This window comes from Candidatus Methylarchaceae archaeon HK02M2, from assembly GCA_024256165.1.
Lineage (GTDB): Archaea > Thermoproteota > Nitrososphaeria > Nitrososphaerales > JACAEJ01 > HK02M2.
In genome coordinates this window covers 1-18256 of record JAKLZG010000026.1, presented here as the reverse complement: position 1 = coordinate 18256, position 18256 = coordinate 1, and the positions used below count along the sequence as shown (strand labels likewise).

Genomic DNA, 18256 nt, shown 5'->3' with positions numbered 1-18256 from the left:
GCATTTGGAGCCTCGATGCATTATATATTATCGAAGCACTCTACGAAATTGAATATATAAGAAAAGCAATCGAATCTTTATTATGGTACATCCATTAAAAGGATATTTTAAAATATAAAGATTTTATAGTTCAACTTCACTATTCTTTTCGTTTGAAATAAACACGATACGCTTCCCTCTTTTTTGGGGTATTATCTTTACCTTTGCATCCTCAAATCTTTTTGATAGCTCTTGACCCTCAAAGTATCGGTCCAAGAAAATAGCTAATGCTGAACACTCAGAATGTGGTTCATTACCGATAGCAACGTTAAAATCTGTAACATCTTCTCTATAGAAGTCTGGAGGGACCTTTTGGCTACCTACAATTACCATAATGTCTTTACCTTTATACTTTATCCTTTTTAACACATCGCTAGTCTCTATGTTTTCTCCGTAAGCCGTTAAATGAACCACGATTCCTCCCTTTTCTCTCCATTCTCTAATGGCTTTCATCCATGGAATAGCCATTTTCAAAAAGAATGGTGATCCCCATCGTTCTATAACCTTCTTTGTTGTTCGTTCGATGTCCTTATCTTCCACATCGGATAATATTACTCCAGATGCGCCTAGGGAACGTGCAGTCAAGATGATGTGTGTGGTCAACCTCTCATCCCTCAGGCGATGTCCCCACCTTAAGACTATAACTTCAGCCATTTTTCGATCCTTCATTACAATGTATTGGGTAAGAGCGATGGAAAATTTGTGTGTACCGTCTTGAATATCTTGGACTTTAGTGTACCTATCCCATAGCCAGTCTTTGCTGATGTTATTACAACATTTTCGGGGATCATATATAGGGCTTCAATCTTATCTTTAATTTCATCCATACTTGTAAGGTCGAACTTATTAAAGATAGGCAGTACATTCAGAGGGGAGACTTTAAGATCGTTTAGAATCCGTACACAGCTTTGGTACTTTTTAATCATGCTTTCAAGAGGCTCACTAGCATCAATTACAAGAAGGATTAAATTTGCATAAGTCAATTCTTCTAAAGTTGCTTTGAACGCTCCGATCATATAAGCAGGAAGTCTGGTGATAAAACCAACAGTATCTGAGATCAAAATCTTTGATTCTGATAATTGTAAACCTCTAGTTGTAGTTGCTAGAGTAGTGAAGAAGCCCCTTTCCGTCTCCTTTTGCTCCCCCGTCAATAAGTTAAAGAGACTTGTCTTTCCAGTCCCTGTATAACCTGCAAAAGATATTAATTGTAAACCCAATCTAAGCCTTCGTTTCTTATAAAGATCACGTCTTTTACTGACTTGCTTTAATTTTTTAGATATCGTTGCCATCCTCCTTCTTATCATCCTATGATAATCATCTACATCGTATCTGCCCAAGCCAAGAAAGCCCGGTTGTTCACCCATCCTAGCCAACCTTACCTTCTCCCTTGCCCTAGGTATTTCGTACTTCAACTCAGCGAGTCGAACTTGTAAATTTGACTCAAAATTTGATGCTCTTTTATGGAATATTTCAAGTATCAATCGCTCTCTATCAATTACTTCTACACCTGTAAGCTTTGCAAGATTATAAATTTGCACAGATTTTAACCTTTTATCAAAAAGTATAACATCAATATCGAGCTTTTCTGATAATCTTTTTAACTCTTCTGCTTTTCCTACACCTATACCGTATTTTGCTCTAGAGAGATATTTTCGTGTGATAAGCTTGACGACTTTGTAATCTACTGCCCCAGCCAAACCCAATGCTTCTTCAATAGCGAACTTATTAGAATATGTTATGAGAATTGCTTTCTTCAAACAATTCATCTTATTCACAGGCATCTCATAAACCTTATCCTCATGGTCTTTTCAAGAGATAAGATATTAAGAGTTAGATTGAAAAAAATAAAAATGGATTGAATAAAAATATAATCCCTTTCGTTAAGCTAATAGGTAGATTGAAAAAGGTTCAAAGGACTGGGTGGCTTATTAAAGTTGGGGTTAAAGATCCAGAGTCTGTAGCAGATCATAGTTTTATGACATCTATTCTATGTATGTTAGTAGGTGATCTACGAAATCTCAACACTTTAAAGATGCTTAAGATGGCATTACTTCACGATGCTTGTGAATCCTTAATTGGTGATTTTATGCATTCAGATATTAGGAAGAAAGAGTTGAATAAGAGGAAATTGGAGGATGATGCTATGATCCAGATTCTATCTACACTGCCTAACGATATTGGGAAGATTTACCGTAAACTTTGGAAAGAGTTTCAAGGTGGATTATCGACAGAAGCTAAACTTGTTCGAGAGATCGATAAACTTGAGATGGCTCTTCAGGTGATCGAATATGAGAAGGAAGGTTACGACAGGAGAAGGCTGTATGAATTCTGGGATTCAGCAAGACAAGCTATAATTGATCCTGAGTTAAGAGCTATTTTTAAGGTAATTGAGGAGCAACGTTAAAGATTATATAATAATTTGATTTAATATTATTTACTTCTTTTTGAGCGCGTGTTCTCTGGTGGGTCGTCAACCCCTTTTTCATTAAGTATGAATACAGCCTCCCTCTCAGGATGACTTGGACTATCGACCATCCTTGCGATCCTATTCTTACCAGCTTTCCTCAAATATACCCTATATGTGCTTGTATGAGCTACTACATGTCCCCCTGTAGGTCTTGATGGATCTCCGAAGAATACATCAGGTGCTGATTGGACTTGATTTGTCGCTACAACAGCTACATTGTAGATTTCAGCTATTCTCAACAGTTGATGCATGAATCTATTAAGCTTCTGTTGTCTTTCGGCCAAAGTTCCTCTACCCAAGAATTCAGCTCTATAATGAGCTACTGCTGAATCTACGATAAGCAAACTTATATTCTCCTTTTCTATTAGTCTGCCAACTTCATTCAGTATAAACTCCTGATGGGCACTATTATATGCTTTAGCAACAATTATATTACTTAAGACATTATCAGGATTTAGGTTATATGCTTCAGAGATTTCCACTATCCTTTCAGGTCTGAAAGTATTTTCAGTGTCTAGATAAATAGCGCCAGCATATAACCCACCTTGCTCTTTCGGTAACTGTACTGCCACACATAAGCTATGACAGATTTGAGTCTTACCTGAACCATATTCACCATAGAATTCTGTAATAGCTTGAGTCTCTATCCCTCCAGCTAATAGATCGTCTAGGTTCTTTGAGCCAATGTGTATCCTATCTATGGCTTGGCGCTTTTTATAAAGTTCGCTTGCAGATATGAACTCTTTCTCTAGCCTTCCTAACTCGATAAGTTTGTTCCTTGCCTTATTACAAAGTTCTGTAGCTTTATTACGATCGATGTTCATTGTATCTGCAATATCAGATGGCCCTCTAGATGCTAAGTCAAGTATATTGTATATACCAGCAGAGATAAGCTTCTGCTTTGTAACTGGTCCTACGCCCCCTAGAGATTCCAGCTCTAAATCTTCCTCGCTCATGTTAGATATCATATATTAGCTCAAGGATATTAATGTTAACATATTTTGCTACATCCTTGCACATTCTGGACAAAGCAAATAAATATAATAAAAGAATTCGCCACGTCTTCCAACTTTTGCAGTTTTAAAAGTTACCTTCCATCCTAGGCTCTCTGCTTTTGTTAGTTTTTCGATGAGTGGTGATGGACCGAGAAATAACTTACGCTTATGGATGTTTTTTTCAATGTAACCACATCTCAAACCATTGATAGTCCTTCCACAAAACATCTTTTTATTCATTTATTAATGCTTTCTCCAGTTCAAAAAAGCTCTATAAACCAAAATAAAAAGTTAGAGATAACCGAAAAAGCAGTATTCTAAAATATTAAATAAATAAAAATGGTAAGAGTTTAATCTTCAAGATGTTCATTAAAAATCATCTTAATATATTCATTATTGCACGTGGTAATTCTTGAAAGTTTTTAACATATGAATATTTTCCTCTACCAGCTTTTGCAAGATTTTTGCACATTCTAAAATCTCCACTTATAGTGAAAGGAACTTGAATGACATGAAGCCTAGGGTACTTTCCTGCAATATGTAATGGATTTCCTCCTTTTGTAACACAGCCATCTGTTATGAGGATGCCTAACTTTTCAGGTAAATCGTATATATTCAATTCCTCCAAACCTTTTTCCAAGGCTAACTTGATATCTGTTAGTCCTCCTGGTTGGAGGTCCAACATCTTATCGATCAAATTCTCTATATTTGGGGTATCAACGATTGGCTTAAGCGTGTGTGTATCTTTGTTAAAAGTGATTACTGAATAGGGGTCCGTACGCAACTTATATGCAAGAACACCAACAGCTAATGCAGCTATAGTTATCTTTTCTTGTTGCATTGAATTACTAATGTCCAGCATCAATGAAACTGCGGTCTTCTTTTCATCTTTTTTAATAGATATTATATCCTGATAATCAAGAAAGTCTTTACCGAGCTTATTCTCAAGTGTCTGTTCGATGTCAAAATCTTCCAGACCTGGTTCAAACTGAACTTTTACATACTCTTTAGGAACGACTCCCCTTCCAGCTATCTGGGCCGCCATCCTTATGATAGTTCTATTTAAGACTTTTCTAGCAATCTTCTTATGCTTGGGATCAAGATTTGCTGATTGGAGTGTAAGCAAGAGCTGGGCTGCTGACCATTTCATTTCTGATTGCTCGGTAGCTTGTAACATCTTCTCAAAAAGACCTTCTTTACATAAAATTTCATAAACAGATTGAGGTGAGTCTTGGATAATGAACAAAGCTTTAGGGATATCTCCCTTTTTAATAGCATCTTTAATGCGTGGGACATTTTTTGACAGTGTAAATGCATCAACTTGATTGATCTTGCTTTGATCAGTATCTGTACCTTCACTTGATGACTTATCACCTGAATTTTGGGAATATTTTTCAAGAATTTTACTAACGATTCTTTGTATGACGTCTTTCATACTTTGGGTTGCCCGATCTTGAAGTTCCATCTTGGTGGACAAGGACATTATTGCGGCTTTTATCCAAATTTCTGGATTTAGAGTAGAACTCCCAGCTGAATATTGGACAATATCCATAATGTCTATTGCGCCACGAACCGAAGCCCCACGTCTGATTTCAGGGTCTTCTCTTGTTGCTCTCATGATCTTTACTGCAATTTCAATAGCAGTTTTGTCATTGTTCCCTGTCTCTTTATGGACTATCTTTCTTTCCTCATCTTCAGTTTGGTAATCGAGCTTAATAAGCACAAAACGATCCTTTAAAGCTTCACTAAGTCTGCTTGTACCGACGAACTCTTCAGGATTTTGAGTTGCGATTATCGAGAAGCCTTTTTTAGCTTCGACTAAACCTATCTTTGAGAGAATTATCTGCTTCTCGTCCATAGCGGGCAATAGTACGTTTTGAGTCCCTTCGGGCATTCTATTCAATTCATTAATGAAAAGAAAAGCCCCATCAAACATAGATTGTGTTAAAGGACCGGGTATGAAAGTTTCCCACGAATAGCCTTTTGCTATCACCGTTGCGGGGTCGAACCATCCAGTAAGCTTATGTTCAGTATAGCGCTCATCTCCATCAACCCTATAAAAAGGACGGTCGAAGTGCTTAGCGATAGATACAGCTATAACCGTCTTGCCAACTCCAACTGGGCCTTCAAGAAGGATGTTCTTCCAAGCAGAAATTGCTGTGAGAGCATTTTCTAACTCCTCCTCACGACCGATTATTCTATATTTCTTTTGAAGGGCTAAGACTTCCTTTTTTACATCTAATGCCATAACCTCACCATTTTTTATATGAAATATAAATATCTTGAAGTTTTATATTCTTCTATTAATATGGGAAAATCTTAGTAGTCATAATATCAGTTTGAAGGGGGGAAAGCATGGAGAATTATTTGAGTCTAGAAGCTTTCGATGAATTGGTGGAAGATTTGAAGAATATTCGGAGAGATTTATTTTCTGGAAGATCGATCAATGATATTCATGCTAATATTAACAACCTCTCCAAAAAGGTCGATAAACAATCCCATAAAGCTACAAAGAGCATCCTATTATTGAAACCTGAAAAGTCTTTGACTGCAGATAGGATTTATGAGAAACTTACTTTACTTTTAGCTGATTTGAAACAGAATTTGGTAACACACATAAGTAAAGATATAATACGTACACTAGACCAAATCATCTCAAACATGACTAAGCTGAGGGTCTTGCTCGATAAATCATTTGAATCGCCCAATCCTATAATCAAAAAGATTATGGAGATAACAGAATCATCAAGGTTGAGGCCAAAATCTAAAACTATCACAAAGACCGCAAGGATAAAGAAAAAGATCGGTTACATCCAATCTAAAATAAGCTCATTTATTGTAAAAAGTGATTCACATGAAGATAAAGATGGTTAATATATCAAAAAAGCCTGATCAATATAGGGAAGCTACAGCCTCAGGTGAGATAAAGTTGAGACCTGAGACTATCAAGTTGATAAGAGAGAAAAAAGTAGAGAAGGGCGATCCGCTTCAGATAGCTACCTTAGCAGGGATCAACGGTTCAAAATTCACTCCGTGGGCCATACCTTTATGCCATCCCATCTCTATAGAGAACACCAAAGTCGATATTGATATTAAAGATGGAAGCATTGTCGTTACTACTAAAGTAATAGCTTATAGTAAAACTGGTGTAGAGATGGAAGCTCTTACAGCTACATCTATAGCCTTACTTAATATCTGGGATGTAGTGAAAATGTATGAGAAGGACGAAAAAGGACAATACCCCACAACTCTGATTTCAAGTATAAAGGTCTTGAGAAAGGTGAAGGGAGACGTCATCAACTTATGAAGAGCATAAAAGATTGGCTCCAAAGAGCGTAAACATCACCATAATAACGGTGAGTACATCTAGATATAAGAAAGCTACTCAAGGTATAGCAGTCGATGATCTTTCTGGTTCTAAGGCTGTTAAAATGATCAAAGAAAATGGTCATAAAATAATATCAAGAAAGTTGGTAAACGATGAAAAGGAGATGATAAGGCTGGAAGTTCTTCGGAGTCTATATGATGAAGATGCAGATTTAGTCATTTTATTAGGTGGTACAGGCTTAGCAAAAAGAGATGTAACTATAGAATCTATTATGCCGTTATTAGATAAAGAGATGGGAGGGTTTGGAGAGATTTTTAGAGCTGTAAGTTATCAGAAGATAGGAACCCCAGCTTATCTATCGAGAGCTTTGGCAGGTACTTTAAATGGAAAGATGGTCTTCTGTTTACCTGGTTCTCCACAGGCTGTTGAATTGGCTCTAAATTTGATCTTACCAGAGTTATCACATTTTGCTTATATTATTCAGGATGTGAATTGATGCTACTCGATGAATATGGAAGGACGACATACAACTTACGCTTATCTGTAACTTCAAAATGTAACCTTAACTGTATTTTCTGCCATAAAGAGGGAAATGATGTAATTGGTGATAATCTTACACCAAAAGGTATAGAGGAAGTTGTGAAGGTTGTTACAAGTTATGGAGTTAAGAAAGTGAAGATAACTGGTGGGGAGCCTTTGATTAGAAGTGATATAGTGGAGACAGTAAATAGAATATCATCTGTGCGAGGTATTCATGAATTATCAATGGTTACCAACGCGTCTCTTCTAGAACCATTGGCCGAGCCTTTAAAGAGAGCTGGATTAAATCGAGTAAATGTCAATATCCCTTCTCTGGACCAAGAAAAGTATCATGAAGTTACCCAGGGAAAGCTTGAGCCTACTCTGAGAGGTGTCAAGTCTGCAGTAAAGTATGGACTCACACCTGTAAAGATTAACATGGTTCTATTGAGAGGGATAAATGATGATGAACTGGATGATTACATAAAGTTTGCAAGTGAGGTAGGTGCACATATTCAGGTAATCGAATTAGAGCCCATCAGGATAAAGAGCGAATTTTTTGATGAGATGTATATGCATCCTGGTATGATTGAAAGATTGCTTGAAAAGAGGGCCCTGAGTTCATGGAATAGAGAGTCTATGCAGAAGAGGAAGGTTTACGATCTTGGCGATACGAATGTTGAAATTGTCCATCCCATCGATAATACAGAGTTCTGTGCATTCTGCAATAGAATTCGCCTTACAAGCGATGGTGCATTTAAGCCATGTCTTATGGAGAACTGTAATAAAGTCTACATAAATGATGCTCTTGTTAAAGGGGATATTCCTAAAATTTTAAAGAGCTATCTAAAATCTATTATGAATCGTGAGCCTTATTTCAAAGCCAATTGATTGGAGATCAACGATTGGATTGTCTTAACTCCATAAATGTGTTTTTATAGACGGATAGAGGCGTCCTATGGCCAATACACTGGTTACAAAGACAATCAGGCGTTATACTTTTCACATCACAAATTTGGTAATATGCACAAAGGAAGCACTCTACACTTGAATTGCATATAAAACACTTTGGCACAAATTCAAAATCTTCGCCCAAAGCCTTCTTCAATATAGATGTTATTGTCGCAAGATTGGCATCAACTTCGGCTTTGAAGCCTTTAGATCTATCGTATACTAAACCTGCCTTCATAAGGCTTATGAATTTATCCCTTCCTAGTCTCGGAAGCCTGAACCATTCCCCTATTTTTACAATCAAATTATCTTACCTTTAGATTAATCCTCTTAGCTTCTTTTAGCATCGGCTTTAATGCGTTTTCACTTAGTCCTAGCAACTTGATGAACCTTTTCATAGATCCCTTGTCTTTATCGAGAATGAATAAGAGGTATGGTATGAATATTGATATAGCCTCTCTCGATGAGGTATGAAGGATTTTTGAAAGTTGCCTTCCAATATCTTTTAAAACTTTGCCCTCATTCCACATCTTGAGCTTTAAATCCCAAGGCATGTCATCTTCGCTGTAACTTACTGCACCTTTAGGAAGAATATTATATAGAGAATAAGCAAGCAACCTATCAAGATATCTTAAGAGCCTCCATTCTTGAGTTTTACCTATCTTTTTCACAATCTCATCTGCTTCACCTATCTTCTCAAGAGCTCTTATTAGTACATCTTCGCTTAAACCACTGTTTACTACACTCATATAGAATAATCTTACTTTATCCCTTGGAGAGACTCTACAAACCCTTAAGGCTTCATAAGCTTGATCTTTAGATTCTGCATTGAAGAACGCCTCAAAACTTTCTCTTAAGCTGCATTTCAAATTTCTACTAGATATAACAGAACTCAATTCTTCAGTAGAGAGACCAGCTAAGGATTGGGCTGTGTTGAGGGCTGCCCTCATGTCACCTTTAGCTTCTCTAACTATCAAACGGATGGATTCTTTACTTAGTTTTGCTCCATCTCTTTTTAGAATATCCTCGATATAAAGTTCTACAAACCTTGATGCCACCCTTCTAAATCTAAATACCTTAGATTTTCTAATCAGTTTTATGACCTGTTTATCGTCTTCCACATTTGCAGCCATGACCAAAGGCACTTTTCCACTTTTTATCAGCTCTTGTACGAACTCTATCCCACCTCTATCCTGCCTATAGTACATACCGTCGACCTCATCTAAGAATATGAGTGGTTTCTCGTCAATCAGACTTCGGGTGCTTAACGCAGGTCCTAACTTCTGCATCATGTTACTCTTTGTTCTCACATCACTGGCATTCAATTCAATAAGATTGTAGCCAAGTTCATCGGCAGCCAAATGCATTAGAGTTGTCTTGCCAGTTCCAGGTGGACCCACCAAGAGGGCAGGTTCTGAGCCACACTTCCATTCCTTAAGCCAGTTCAAAAAGCTTATCCTAGTCCTCTCGTTCCCGACCATATCCTTGATGGTTTTAGGTCTATATTTTTCTACCCACATCTTATATCACTTAAGCCATTATCCCTCCTACAAGAAAGGCTATCAATCCTGTGAGCATGCCTAAGAGTGAAATGTTTTTTACATGTAATGCATTAGATTCAGATGGCGATCTGAGGATTTTTATGGATGTATACATGAATATTGTATCCGGGATAAGTATCAATAAAGCGTAAACTACACCAACTATACCTATGAGAAATGGAAACCAACTCGATATTATTGCCACCATGAACATTACAGCACCAAATATCGATGCAAATTTTGGACCGTATACCCTTGCGATCGATCTTACCTTTCTAAATTTATCACCTTCCATATCACATATAGTCTTGACGACCTCCCTACCAGTAGCGGCCAAGAAAGATGTTAGAGCAAGCCAGAGCAAGAGAAGGTTATCAGCATATCCTATAGCCATGCCGCCATATATGTATGGGATTGCCACAGATCCTGCAACCATCGTATTTCCAATTAATCCTTTGCTCTTCCCCCAGAAGTTGTACAACCAAGCTAAAAATGCGAAGGCTGATGCTATTATAAAATTGTTAAAGCCTATCAAGATGGATGAAACTATCCCGAAGATAAGTAAAATTAAAGCAAGCATTATAGCCGAATTTGGGGAGACTGTTCCACTTGGTAAAGGTCTATCGGGTCTGTTCACTTTATCTACCTCAATATCATAGTAATCGTTTACAACCATGGAAAAACCAGTTATGAAGAACCCTGTCAAGAAACCAAAAAGAGAAGGAGTTGCAAGTACACTACCAGGAGACGCAACAGCTATACCCACTATTACTGCGAACCCAACCATAACAGAGTTGACAGGTCTTATAAGATCGATTATTGAATGAAAATTCATCATAATTGATTCCCAACCTTTTATTCAAAGATATGTAATAGTCTTTCAATCATTAAAAAGCCAGCCAATTCTTAATATATTAATTTCATAAATAAAGATATTATTAATAATTGAAGGAAAAAGAATTATAGGTTAAAGCAATAAAACTGTTTCATTAGATTGTCTTCACTCATCCTTTAAGATGATAATCTTTTACAATTTTGACGAGCTTCTGAATACCAGAGCTGTATTGGAAGGCTTTTTTCCTTTTAATTACGATATCCTTTGGGAGATCTGCTTTTCGTGCTACCTCCTGTAGAACTAATTTACGTTGACCGTTTACTCTACTTATCTTCAATTTTAAAGGTAAAGATAAAGCGTACTTGACAAGATCTATGTTTGTGTAAGGCAACCTAACTTCTACATATGGTGAAGATGTTTTCTCATCCCTCTCAAAATTGTTTTTATGAGCATTAAGAACTTCTTCGTAGATGATCTTTTCTACAAATCCTTCTCCCATCTGTCTTAATACTTTCACGTACTTGGCATAGCCTCCAAAAAGTTCATCAGCAAACTGACCTAAAAAGAGGGTCTTATGACCTAACTGAGAACATTTCTCAGCAGTTAAATGTATACCTAAACCTAAGGCCAAGTCCATAATTCTATCTTGCTCTATTAGATATTTCACTAAGTTTATTTTATTCTTCACTTCCTTTGTATCTATTTGAAATTCTTCAAGTTCTAATCCAAGGCTTCTTGCCGAATTTTTCACAATTTTCTCATCTTTAGAGCCTTTTGAGTAAATAGATAGAAGGGTCACCTTTCTGAATTTTGATGTGATTAAGGCTAAAAGTGAGCTATCCAACCCTCCAGAGAAACCTATTACTACTCGATCAAGATTTTTAAGCCTTCTTCTAATAGATTCTGAGAGAAGGTGCAATATTATATCTGAAGCTTCATCCATATCAACTCTGAGGGAAGATGGCAGAATTTTACTAAAAAGAAAGCTATCCAAACTCTGTTTGGAAGATTTATGAATGCTACCTGGACAAACTCTTTCGATGTTCTTGAATCCTAAATTCTTAAGAGGTTTGATTTCAGATGCTACACTAATTGTGTCAGTATCTCTTGCAAAGTAAAGTGGTTTGACTCCTAATGGATCTCTACCAAAGATCAACTGACCTTCCTTTATCATAACAAAGGTAAAGTCTCCATCTATTTTGGAAAGAATCTCAGAGGCGTAAGTAAGTCCTTTTTCTGATATCTCTTCCAACCTTTTGTGAAAGTTAAAGTCTTCAGGAAAGTATACATTACCGTGAATGGCTATCTTGACATTTGATTTATTATTATTTGATTCAGCAAGGCAGCAGCCTATCGCCAAATTGGATTTTATTTTATCAAATGTTGAAATGTCATCCGAAGAATCATCTTCGGTAATTATTGCAAAGCCAGACCAAGCACGATGAGATAATGATTTGAGAGCTGATATAACCTTAGGGATTACATCATCTTTTCCACAAAGGGCAACTATGCCGTTGATTTGCGTTTGAGACAAATATATACCATATCTTTGTGATGTATTTAATATCTAAAAACTATGCGATGGATTAGCTTTCTAGTAGAAAAGTAAGAAGGCTGGTCTGAGCCCAAACCTACCAACTTACTCAGCCGCTCTCTCAGCGCTTCTTTGTCTGCTCAGTCAGCTTATCTTTCGACTTACTTTCTGAACATCTTCGGATTTGCCGATTGGCTTCCTTTCAATCAGTTGGCCTAAGCCTGCTCCCAGCCCAAATTACATATATCTAAATAGTCTCTTAAAAATGTTCGGTCTGGGGGATAATTACGACAGGTAAAATCAGGTATAAAAGATTTGAAAGGGACTTGATGACTTTAATGGATAAGCTTACTGTAGATATGAACAACGATGTAAAAAGGAAGCTCGAAATTTTAAAGGAGAGGTTGATCAAATTATACTATGATAATCTGGTGAAGATAAATCATTCGGTGATGGAACTGATCTGTACGAAGCCTCTTATTATTCGTGGTTATAATGTAGATGTAGAGCGAATCCTTGATATAGATTTTGTATGTGATATCTTTGCTATCAAGGGGGAGGGTGTCTTAATAATCGAAGTGGAAACAGGTTACACCCCTCCAGACCATGCTTTAGATCCAAGCAGATACAAAGAAGCAAGGATCGCTAGCAAGATCGCAAGGTACAGTTCTTATGCTAACAAATTCGCACTCGCAACACCCCTCTACAACATCCTTCAGATACCAAAGATATTCAGCAAACCGCCTAGAAATCGTAGTAATAGAGAAGTGATTAAAGTTAAGAAGTTATGTGATGTCTACTACTCTAAACCACCGATAGAAGTGCAACAGATAAAGGAGGCTCACCTTCAATCTATCTATATAATCGACATAGATAAGGCTACAACAAGAGAAATGGACCCTGAAGCATATCAGGAGATGGTATCAACAATAGAATCGATCTCAAAGTTAGGCTGATTTGGTTGAGTTTTTAATCATGAAGTTAAGATTCTTTTATCTTTTTAAATAGATTTACAACATTTGTAATTATCTTCTTCGATGCAGAAAAGTGTTTCATAGGATCGAATAAGTCTTCGACTTCTTTTTTGGTTAATAGAGAGCTCAGCTCTTCATCTTTTAGTATGGCCTCAGAGTATGAGATATTCTCTTTTAAAGCCCTACCTGCTGCGTTGTTAAGTAGTCTATGAGCATGTGACCTTGATATGCCCTTTGTTAATAGAATCCCTAATATGAACTCTGAATATATCTGACCTTGGGTCAAATCGATATTGGACCTTATCTTATCAGCTCTTACTACAAGACCTCCCATGACTTTTATCATCGAATTTATGCACTCATCCAACAGTATAAAGGCGGAAGGGACTATGATTCTCTCATTTGCAGAGTTCGATAGATCGCGCTCATGCCATAAAGGTAAATTTTGTAAAGCAACTGACGGGAGAGCTCTAATAAGTTTAGCAAGGCTGGAAACTCTCTCACTTTTTATCGGATTTCTTTTCATGGGAACAGCTGAACTTCCTATCTGAGCAGCTCTAAAGGGCTCAGCTACTTCTTTTATTTCAGTGCGTTGTAGGTTACGAACCTCAGTAGCCATCTTATCAAGACTCGATGCAACCAATGCTGTGAAGAAGATAACCTCCGCCAAAATATCCCTAGAAATAACTTGAGTAGTAGCTTCTGAAGGTTTTAAACCGAGCTTCTTAGCTGTAAGAGCTTGCACTTCCAAGGCCCTTTCCCCCATTATAGAGCCAGTTCCAACTACTCCTAATGTCTTGCATATAAGAACCCTTTCTTTTAATTGGCGCAAGCGTGTAATGTGGCGGTTCATCTCGGAAGCCCATACAGCGAACTTTAAACCAAAGGGGATAATGCTCGTATGCTGACCATGGGTCCTTCCTACAGCGGGTAAATCTTGATATTCCAATGCTTTCTCGCATAAAATTTCTGTAAAGGAAGTCATTTTAATAGCCATTATCTCCATAGAATTCTTCAATTGTAAGGATAGAGATGTATCAAGAACATCATTACTTGTGAGTCCATAATGCACCCATGGCTTTGCTACCTCTTTGCAGACTTCGATCAATGCTTCTACCAATGATGCTGTCTCATGTTGAGTGGTGGATTCTATCTCACGCCACCTTTCGATTGTAATATAATCAAGGTTTGCTTTTGATGAGATCTCCATAGCAGCATCCTTAGGGATTAAACCGACCTCTGCTTGAGCCTCTGCTACTTTAGCCTCTACCATAAGTTGATAATTCAGGTAGCTCTCCTCTTCAAATACCTTCCTCATCTCTTTGCTACCATATCTCTCAGGTACAGGAACAGTAAATCTCTCAGATGTCATAGAAACCATCATTAATATCATTGATAAAAGTTGATCGTTATGAATATTGATAGATTTTTAGTTAGAGTATAGGAGTTTGCTACATTTATTATTACTTTTATTATCTATGAAGAAATAAGTTAAGGAGTCAGAAGAATGGTTAATAAAAAGGTGATTTCATCCATTTTCATCTTAACAGCCATAATAATAGTTTCAATATTTGTGATTAGTTTCTTAGATTCTGAAGGAAATATTAGATTCTCCAGAACTACTTGCCAGAGGATTCTTTGTGGGTATACTTCCGATACCAAGAGATGGGCAATCTTTTGATGATGTATAATATTATAACGCCCTCAATAGAGGCTTTTGGGGGCGAGCGAGGCCAATCCGATTTTATAACTCATTTATCAGGACGATTTACCCGAGAACAGGGAATAGACCTATATATGTTCAGTTGTGCTTGGCTTCATGACATCGATGAGAATGACTATATAGGACTTATCAAGAGAAATGGAACTGAAAAGTTAGCTTATGAAATCTAGGAGAATTTATCGTTAATAAATTAAGCATATCTAATGTGCTTAGAACTATTGTTTAATAAAATCCTTTGATACGTAGTTCTGAAGCAATCGCCCTGCTTCACTCATGGATTTTTGATATCTTTCCTTAAGTTTCTTCCTTATCTCTATAACACTATTGGAATTGATTACAGAATTTAGAATAAAGATCAAGGTCTTTTCAGCTTTCTTCCCATATTTCTCATGTATTTCTAGAGTTATGTAAGATGCATGTTCTTTGAATTTTTCTTTAACAAATGGTGGAGGTCCTCCATGTAAGATTTGATCTTCTATTGGTAGATCTGATCGATAAGGCACTAGATTCGGAACCCCTTTTTTATAGATTCTATCTGAACTTACCAGATTTTTATAACTCTTAGAGTTGAATACATGTAACTCAACAACGACATCGGGCTTATATCTCTCAAGTATTGAGAGATATAATTTACCTGCAGAGCTCTTTATGTAATCTTCGTTTATCATACTCACATATCTGCCTCCAAAGATGTTTACGTTAGGGACAATGATAATCCTACCTTCTGGAGGATTCGGCTTGAGAATAACAAGGACCTTCTTAATAACTTCATGTTCCCTGCCATGCATCCCCCCTAGTATAAGTCTAGTAATCCCTGTTCTACCAGATTTGTATTCCTTTATCTTTAATTTTTTAATCAATTAAAAGCCAGTAAAATATAAGAAATATAAACGAATTCATTATCTAAATATTTGATCAGTAATATAGATCGAAATTCTTCATAATAATTACTAGTGGAAGGAACGTAATTATTAAAGGATGATAAGATAGAAATATCTTTGTTTTCAAATAAAAGCTAAAAGAGAAGCGCCATATTTTATTCTTTAGATGGCAAATATTAAAGAAAATAAAAGAAATATAGAAGAGCTTGAAGCAGAAGGGTACAGACTTATAGTTTCCAACTATTCGGGGATTTGTACGGAATGTAGTGAACCATATATTGCTGGAACTCGGATATACTGGAAAAGGGATGATTCCCGTACTTTAGTGGTGTGTCCGAAATGTTATGGAGGTGATGAAACTCCTGTATTTCAACAGAAGATAACGCAAACTCTGGTCTGCCCTCATTGCGGTAAACCGATAAAGGTGGAGCTCAAATCTTGATAAATGAATTATGGTGACAGGTTCAGGAATAGGCCTATTGGTGTTCGTAAAATGTTCAAATATTTGATTTTTTGTTCATTTGTTCAAATATTCTAATCTAACAAGACTTATTGATTAATAGTATATTATAATTATTATAGATGAATAGCTTTTGAACTGTTTAACTAGTATCCTTGAAAACATACTGAAATAACAATCTTCTGAACAGAGATTGAGATTATTTTCAATGGTAAAAATAATAATGACCACTTATTAATTTAGATAGGATTTGATCTTCAAGGACAGAGATAAACTCTCCCCAAGATATATCCCTGAATTTCTTCCTCATCGCGAAGAGCAGATAAAACTCTTGAAGGACTTTTTATGGGATTCCCTTCGAAATCCTTCAAAATCATACTCAAAAGTGTTACAATTAATAGGTGATGTGGGCAGTGGAAAGACCGTTACAACTGTTCGTTTTGGAGAAATGTTTCAGAATGAAGGGAGGAAGAGAAAAATAAACCTAAAACATGTTTACCTTAATCCAAAGGTCCATGGTGCAAGCCGAATAATTTTGTATAGATATTTGGTGCAAGAGGCAACTCCAGAAGTCTTCTCAGCGAATCTTAATGCAGAAGAGCTCCTCATAGAGTTGATGAAACACTTGCAAAGTACTAAAAAGTACCTACTAATATCCTTTGATGAAGCAGATTACTTTGTAAAACATTCAAAGGAATCTGCAATATATGCCCTTACAAGGCTTGATGAAGTTTTGCCAGGCAAACCGACCAATGTTTTAGGCGTAATCCTCACAGCGAGAAGCACAAAATTTCACGAAAAGCTAGATAGAGCTGAACTCAGTACCCTTGGTACATTCCTTATACGATTTAACTCATATAATTCAAGAGAAATCTTCGATATACTAGAGACTAGAGTTAAAGAGGCTTTTCTACCAAAAGTCGTGACAACAGATGTATTGGAATATATCGCTGATGTGACTTCAAAACCTCCAGTAAATGGTGATGTCAGGTACGCGTTAGATTTACTTCTTTATTCTGGAATTCTTGCATCGAATTATGGAGCTGAGGTGGTTAGTCTTGAGCATGCAAGAAGGGTTATGAGTATGATTCATTATTCAATTACTGATGAAGACATAATCAACCTCTCCGATAAAGGTAAGATCGTCCTACTTGCAATAGCTAGAGCATTAAGAAGTGCTAAGAACCCTTACGTCTCGTTGAGAGACATAAGAAGTATGTGCAGCTTGATCTGTGAAGACCATAAGCTTAAAGCTATAGACGAGATAGAAGAGTATGTACAAGACCTTGCAGACAGAGACATAGTTGATATTAAATCGCTTACTTCTATAGGAATAAGTAGAGTCCCAATGGAAGATTTGGAAAAATTTCTTGAAGGTTTGATGGAAAGGATAAGAATCGATGTCAACGATAAATGAAGATGAAAAGTCACACCACAAGAAAATAGAGACTGGTTTGGGAAGTAAAGGCAGACTTAGAATTCTTAAGGAGCTTGCAAAAAATCCTAATAAATTGCTAACAAAGTACGCTCTTGAAAGAAAGACTGGTCTAAAACCAATAGATGTGAGGGCAGGCCTAAAGAGCCTTTTAGAGATAGGGTGGGTTGTAAAGCATAATTATAGAATCGTGAAGTATCAGCTTAATATTGAAGATGAGACGATAAAACAGACTGTCGAATACTTTCGTAAGATCAGATACATATAAATCTACTTTGCAATTTTTTCTTGAAGTTCTTTTTATCTTCTTATTATAAGAGGTCAAAAATGTCTAATCAAGTTTTAATTATATCAAATATCTAATTGGATTATCAGCTGACCCCCCTCCCCCCCTTACAGTACGTTGATCGATAAATACACTAAATGTTCATCATTATTTTGGAGGTATAAGATTGAGCGAATCAGTTCTCGATCTGAGTCTGCAGGATCTTCCTAAGATAGGAGCTGAGACCGAGAAGAAGCTCGTCAATGCGGGTATAGAGTCGGTTTTAGATCTCGCTACCGCTCTACCAAA

21 protein-coding genes are annotated in these 18256 nt (G+C 36.7%); 10 read left to right on the top strand and 11 right to left on the bottom strand.

From position 1 onward, the window contains the following. Positions 1-123: 123 nt before the first annotated feature. Entirely contained in the window at positions 124-693 is a 570-nt protein-coding gene (locus L6N96_02255; GenBank protein MCP8322987.1) for a tRNA (cytidine(56)-2'-O)-methyltransferase, read from the bottom strand. A 14-nt stretch (positions 694-707) separates the two neighbouring features. Continuing rightward, entirely contained in the window at positions 708-1796 is a 1089-nt protein-coding gene (gene hflX / locus L6N96_02250) for a GTPase HflX (GenBank protein ID MCP8322986.1), read from the bottom strand. Positions 1797-1894: 98 nt separating this feature from the next. On the opposite strand from hflX, the gene L6N96_02245 reads away from it, so the two are divergent. Beyond that, complete coding sequence (locus tag L6N96_02245; protein ID MCP8322985.1) at positions 1895-2443, top strand: HD domain-containing protein; 549 nt, start codon at positions 1895-1897, stop codon at positions 2441-2443. 26 nt (positions 2444-2469) lie between these two features. Here the strand turns inward: L6N96_02245 and radA are convergent, their stop codons facing one another. From radA to L6N96_02230, 3 genes are all read right to left on the bottom strand, one after another. Continuing rightward, complete coding sequence (radA, locus tag L6N96_02240; GenBank protein MCP8322984.1) at positions 2470-3462, bottom strand: DNA repair and recombination protein RadA; 993 nt, start codon at positions 3460-3462, stop codon at positions 2470-2472. Positions 3463-3510: 48 nt separating this feature from the next. Beyond that, the gene (locus L6N96_02235) at positions 3511-3741 is read right to left on the bottom strand and encodes a hypothetical protein (protein MCP8322983.1); all 231 of its coding nucleotides are present in this window, start codon (positions 3739-3741) and stop codon (positions 3511-3513) included. A 136-nt stretch (positions 3742-3877) separates the two neighbouring features. Then, positions 3878-5749 carry an AAA family ATPase gene (locus tag L6N96_02230; protein ID MCP8322982.1) on the bottom strand — a complete coding sequence of 624 codons (1872 nt, stop codon included), beginning with the start codon at positions 5747-5749 and terminating at the stop codon, positions 3878-3880. Positions 5750-5868: 119 nt separating this feature from the next. Between L6N96_02230 and L6N96_02225 the strand changes: the two genes are divergently transcribed. The 4 genes from L6N96_02225 to moaA are packed head-to-tail and all read left to right on the top strand — an operon-like array spanning position 5869 to position 8239. Continuing rightward, positions 5869-6375, top strand: a complete 507-nt coding sequence (locus L6N96_02225) for a hypothetical protein (GenBank protein ID MCP8322981.1) — start codon at positions 5869-5871, stop codon at positions 6373-6375. Further along, positions 6356-6808: a cyclic pyranopterin monophosphate synthase MoaC gene (gene moaC / locus L6N96_02220; protein ID MCP8322980.1), complete on the top strand. Its 453-nt coding sequence runs from the start codon at positions 6356-6358 to the stop codon at positions 6806-6808. Before L6N96_02225 ends, moaC begins: the two co-directional genes overlap by 20 nt. Positions 6809-6821: 13 nt before the next feature. Further along, positions 6822-7325 carry a MogA/MoaB family molybdenum cofactor biosynthesis protein gene (locus tag L6N96_02215; protein MCP8322979.1) on the top strand — a complete coding sequence of 168 codons (504 nt, stop codon included), beginning with the start codon at positions 6822-6824 and terminating at the stop codon, positions 7323-7325. Further along, on the top strand, positions 7325-8239 hold the full coding sequence (gene moaA / locus L6N96_02210) for a GTP 3',8-cyclase MoaA (GenBank protein ID MCP8322978.1): 915 nt from the start codon (positions 7325-7327) through the stop codon (positions 8237-8239). The genes L6N96_02215 and moaA overlap by 1 nt, the downstream gene beginning before the upstream one ends. Before the next feature lie 7 nt (positions 8240-8246). On the opposite strand, the gene L6N96_02205 is transcribed toward moaA, so the two are convergent. The 4 genes from L6N96_02205 to L6N96_02190 all read right to left on the bottom strand — a co-directional run bounded on the left by L6N96_02205 (position 8247) and on the right by L6N96_02190 (position 12209). Further along, on the bottom strand, positions 8247-8603 hold the full coding sequence (locus L6N96_02205; protein MCP8322977.1) for a hypothetical protein: 357 nt from the start codon (positions 8601-8603) through the stop codon (positions 8247-8249). A 1-nt stretch (position 8604) separates the two neighbouring features. Next, positions 8605-9819, bottom strand: coding sequence for an AAA family ATPase (locus L6N96_02200; protein MCP8322976.1), 1215 nt, complete (start codon positions 9817-9819; stop codon positions 8605-8607). Between the two features lie 10 nt (positions 9820-9829). Further along, entirely contained in the window at positions 9830-10678 is an 849-nt protein-coding gene (locus L6N96_02195) for a UbiA family prenyltransferase (protein ID MCP8322975.1), read from the bottom strand. 166 nt (positions 10679-10844) lie between these two features. Then, positions 10845-12209, bottom strand: a complete 1365-nt coding sequence (locus tag L6N96_02190; protein MCP8322974.1) for an asparagine synthase — start codon at positions 12207-12209, stop codon at positions 10845-10847. Positions 12210-12547: 338 nt separating this feature from the next. Between L6N96_02190 and L6N96_02185 the strand changes: the two genes are divergently transcribed. Further along, on the top strand, positions 12548-13165 hold the full coding sequence (locus L6N96_02185) for a hypothetical protein (protein ID MCP8322973.1): 618 nt from the start codon (positions 12548-12550) through the stop codon (positions 13163-13165). Positions 13166-13190: 25 nt separating this feature from the next. Here the strand turns inward: L6N96_02185 and purB are convergent, their stop codons facing one another. Beyond that, the gene (purB, locus tag L6N96_02180; protein MCP8322972.1) at positions 13191-14555 is read right to left on the bottom strand and encodes an adenylosuccinate lyase; all 1365 of its coding nucleotides are present in this window, start codon (positions 14553-14555) and stop codon (positions 13191-13193) included. 266 nt (positions 14556-14821) lie between these two features. On the opposite strand from purB, the gene L6N96_02175 reads away from it, so the two are divergent. Beyond that, positions 14822-15076, top strand: a complete 255-nt coding sequence (locus tag L6N96_02175; protein MCP8322971.1) for a hypothetical protein — start codon at positions 14822-14824, stop codon at positions 15074-15076. A 45-nt stretch (positions 15077-15121) separates the two neighbouring features. On the opposite strand, the gene L6N96_02170 is transcribed toward L6N96_02175, so the two are convergent. Beyond that, the gene (locus L6N96_02170; GenBank protein MCP8322970.1) at positions 15122-15766 is read right to left on the bottom strand and encodes a DUF2119 domain-containing protein; all 645 of its coding nucleotides are present in this window, start codon (positions 15764-15766) and stop codon (positions 15122-15124) included. Between the two features lie 187 nt (positions 15767-15953). Here L6N96_02170 and L6N96_02165 point away from each other — a divergent pair, with 187 nt between their 5' ends. From L6N96_02165 to L6N96_02155, 3 genes are all read left to right on the top strand, one after another. Beyond that, positions 15954-16229, top strand: a complete 276-nt coding sequence (locus L6N96_02165; GenBank protein MCP8322969.1) for a hypothetical protein — start codon at positions 15954-15956, stop codon at positions 16227-16229. A 268-nt stretch (positions 16230-16497) separates the two neighbouring features. Next, positions 16498-17664, top strand: a complete 1167-nt coding sequence (locus L6N96_02160; protein MCP8322968.1) for an AAA family ATPase — start codon at positions 16498-16500, stop codon at positions 17662-17664. Beyond that, positions 17648-17950, top strand: coding sequence for a hypothetical protein (locus L6N96_02155; protein ID MCP8322967.1), 303 nt, complete (start codon positions 17648-17650; stop codon positions 17948-17950). The genes L6N96_02160 and L6N96_02155 overlap by 17 nt, the downstream gene beginning before the upstream one ends. Positions 17951-18256: the final 306 nt, after the last annotated feature.

Excerpts from the sequence above, each read along its gene's own strand:
- L6N96_02255 (MCP8322987.1), bottom strand. The coding sequence starts at position 693 with ATGGCTGAAGTTATAGTCTTAAGGTGGGGACATCGCCTGAGGGATGAG.
- radA (MCP8322984.1), bottom strand. The coding sequence starts at position 3,462 with ATGAGCGAGGAAGATTTAGAGCTGGAATCTCTAGGGGGCGTAGGACCA.
- L6N96_02235 (MCP8322983.1), bottom strand. The coding sequence starts at position 3,741 with ATGAATAAAAAGATGTTTTGTGGAAGGACTATCAATGGTTTGAGATGT.
- L6N96_02230 (MCP8322982.1), bottom strand. The coding sequence starts at position 5,749 with ATGGCATTAGATGTAAAAAAGGAAGTCTTAGCCCTTCAAAAGAAATAT.
- moaC (MCP8322980.1), top strand. The coding sequence starts at position 6,356 with ATGAAGATAAAGATGGTTAATATATCAAAAAAGCCTGATCAATATAGG.
- moaA (MCP8322978.1), top strand. The coding sequence starts at position 7,325 with ATGCTACTCGATGAATATGGAAGGACGACATACAACTTACGCTTATCT.
- L6N96_02200 (MCP8322976.1), bottom strand. The coding sequence starts at position 9,819 with ATGTGGGTAGAAAAATATAGACCTAAAACCATCAAGGATATGGTCGGG.
- L6N96_02195 (MCP8322975.1), bottom strand. The coding sequence starts at position 10,678 with ATGATGAATTTTCATTCAATAATCGATCTTATAAGACCTGTCAACTCT.
- L6N96_02185 (MCP8322973.1), top strand. The coding sequence starts at position 12,548 with ATGGATAAGCTTACTGTAGATATGAACAACGATGTAAAAAGGAAGCTC.
- purB (MCP8322972.1), bottom strand. The coding sequence starts at position 14,555 with ATGACATCTGAGAGATTTACTGTTCCTGTACCTGAGAGATATGGTAGC.
- L6N96_02165 (MCP8322969.1), top strand. The coding sequence starts at position 15,954 with ATGGCAAATATTAAAGAAAATAAAAGAAATATAGAAGAGCTTGAAGCA.
- L6N96_02155 (MCP8322967.1), top strand. The coding sequence starts at position 17,648 with ATGTCAACGATAAATGAAGATGAAAAGTCACACCACAAGAAAATAGAG.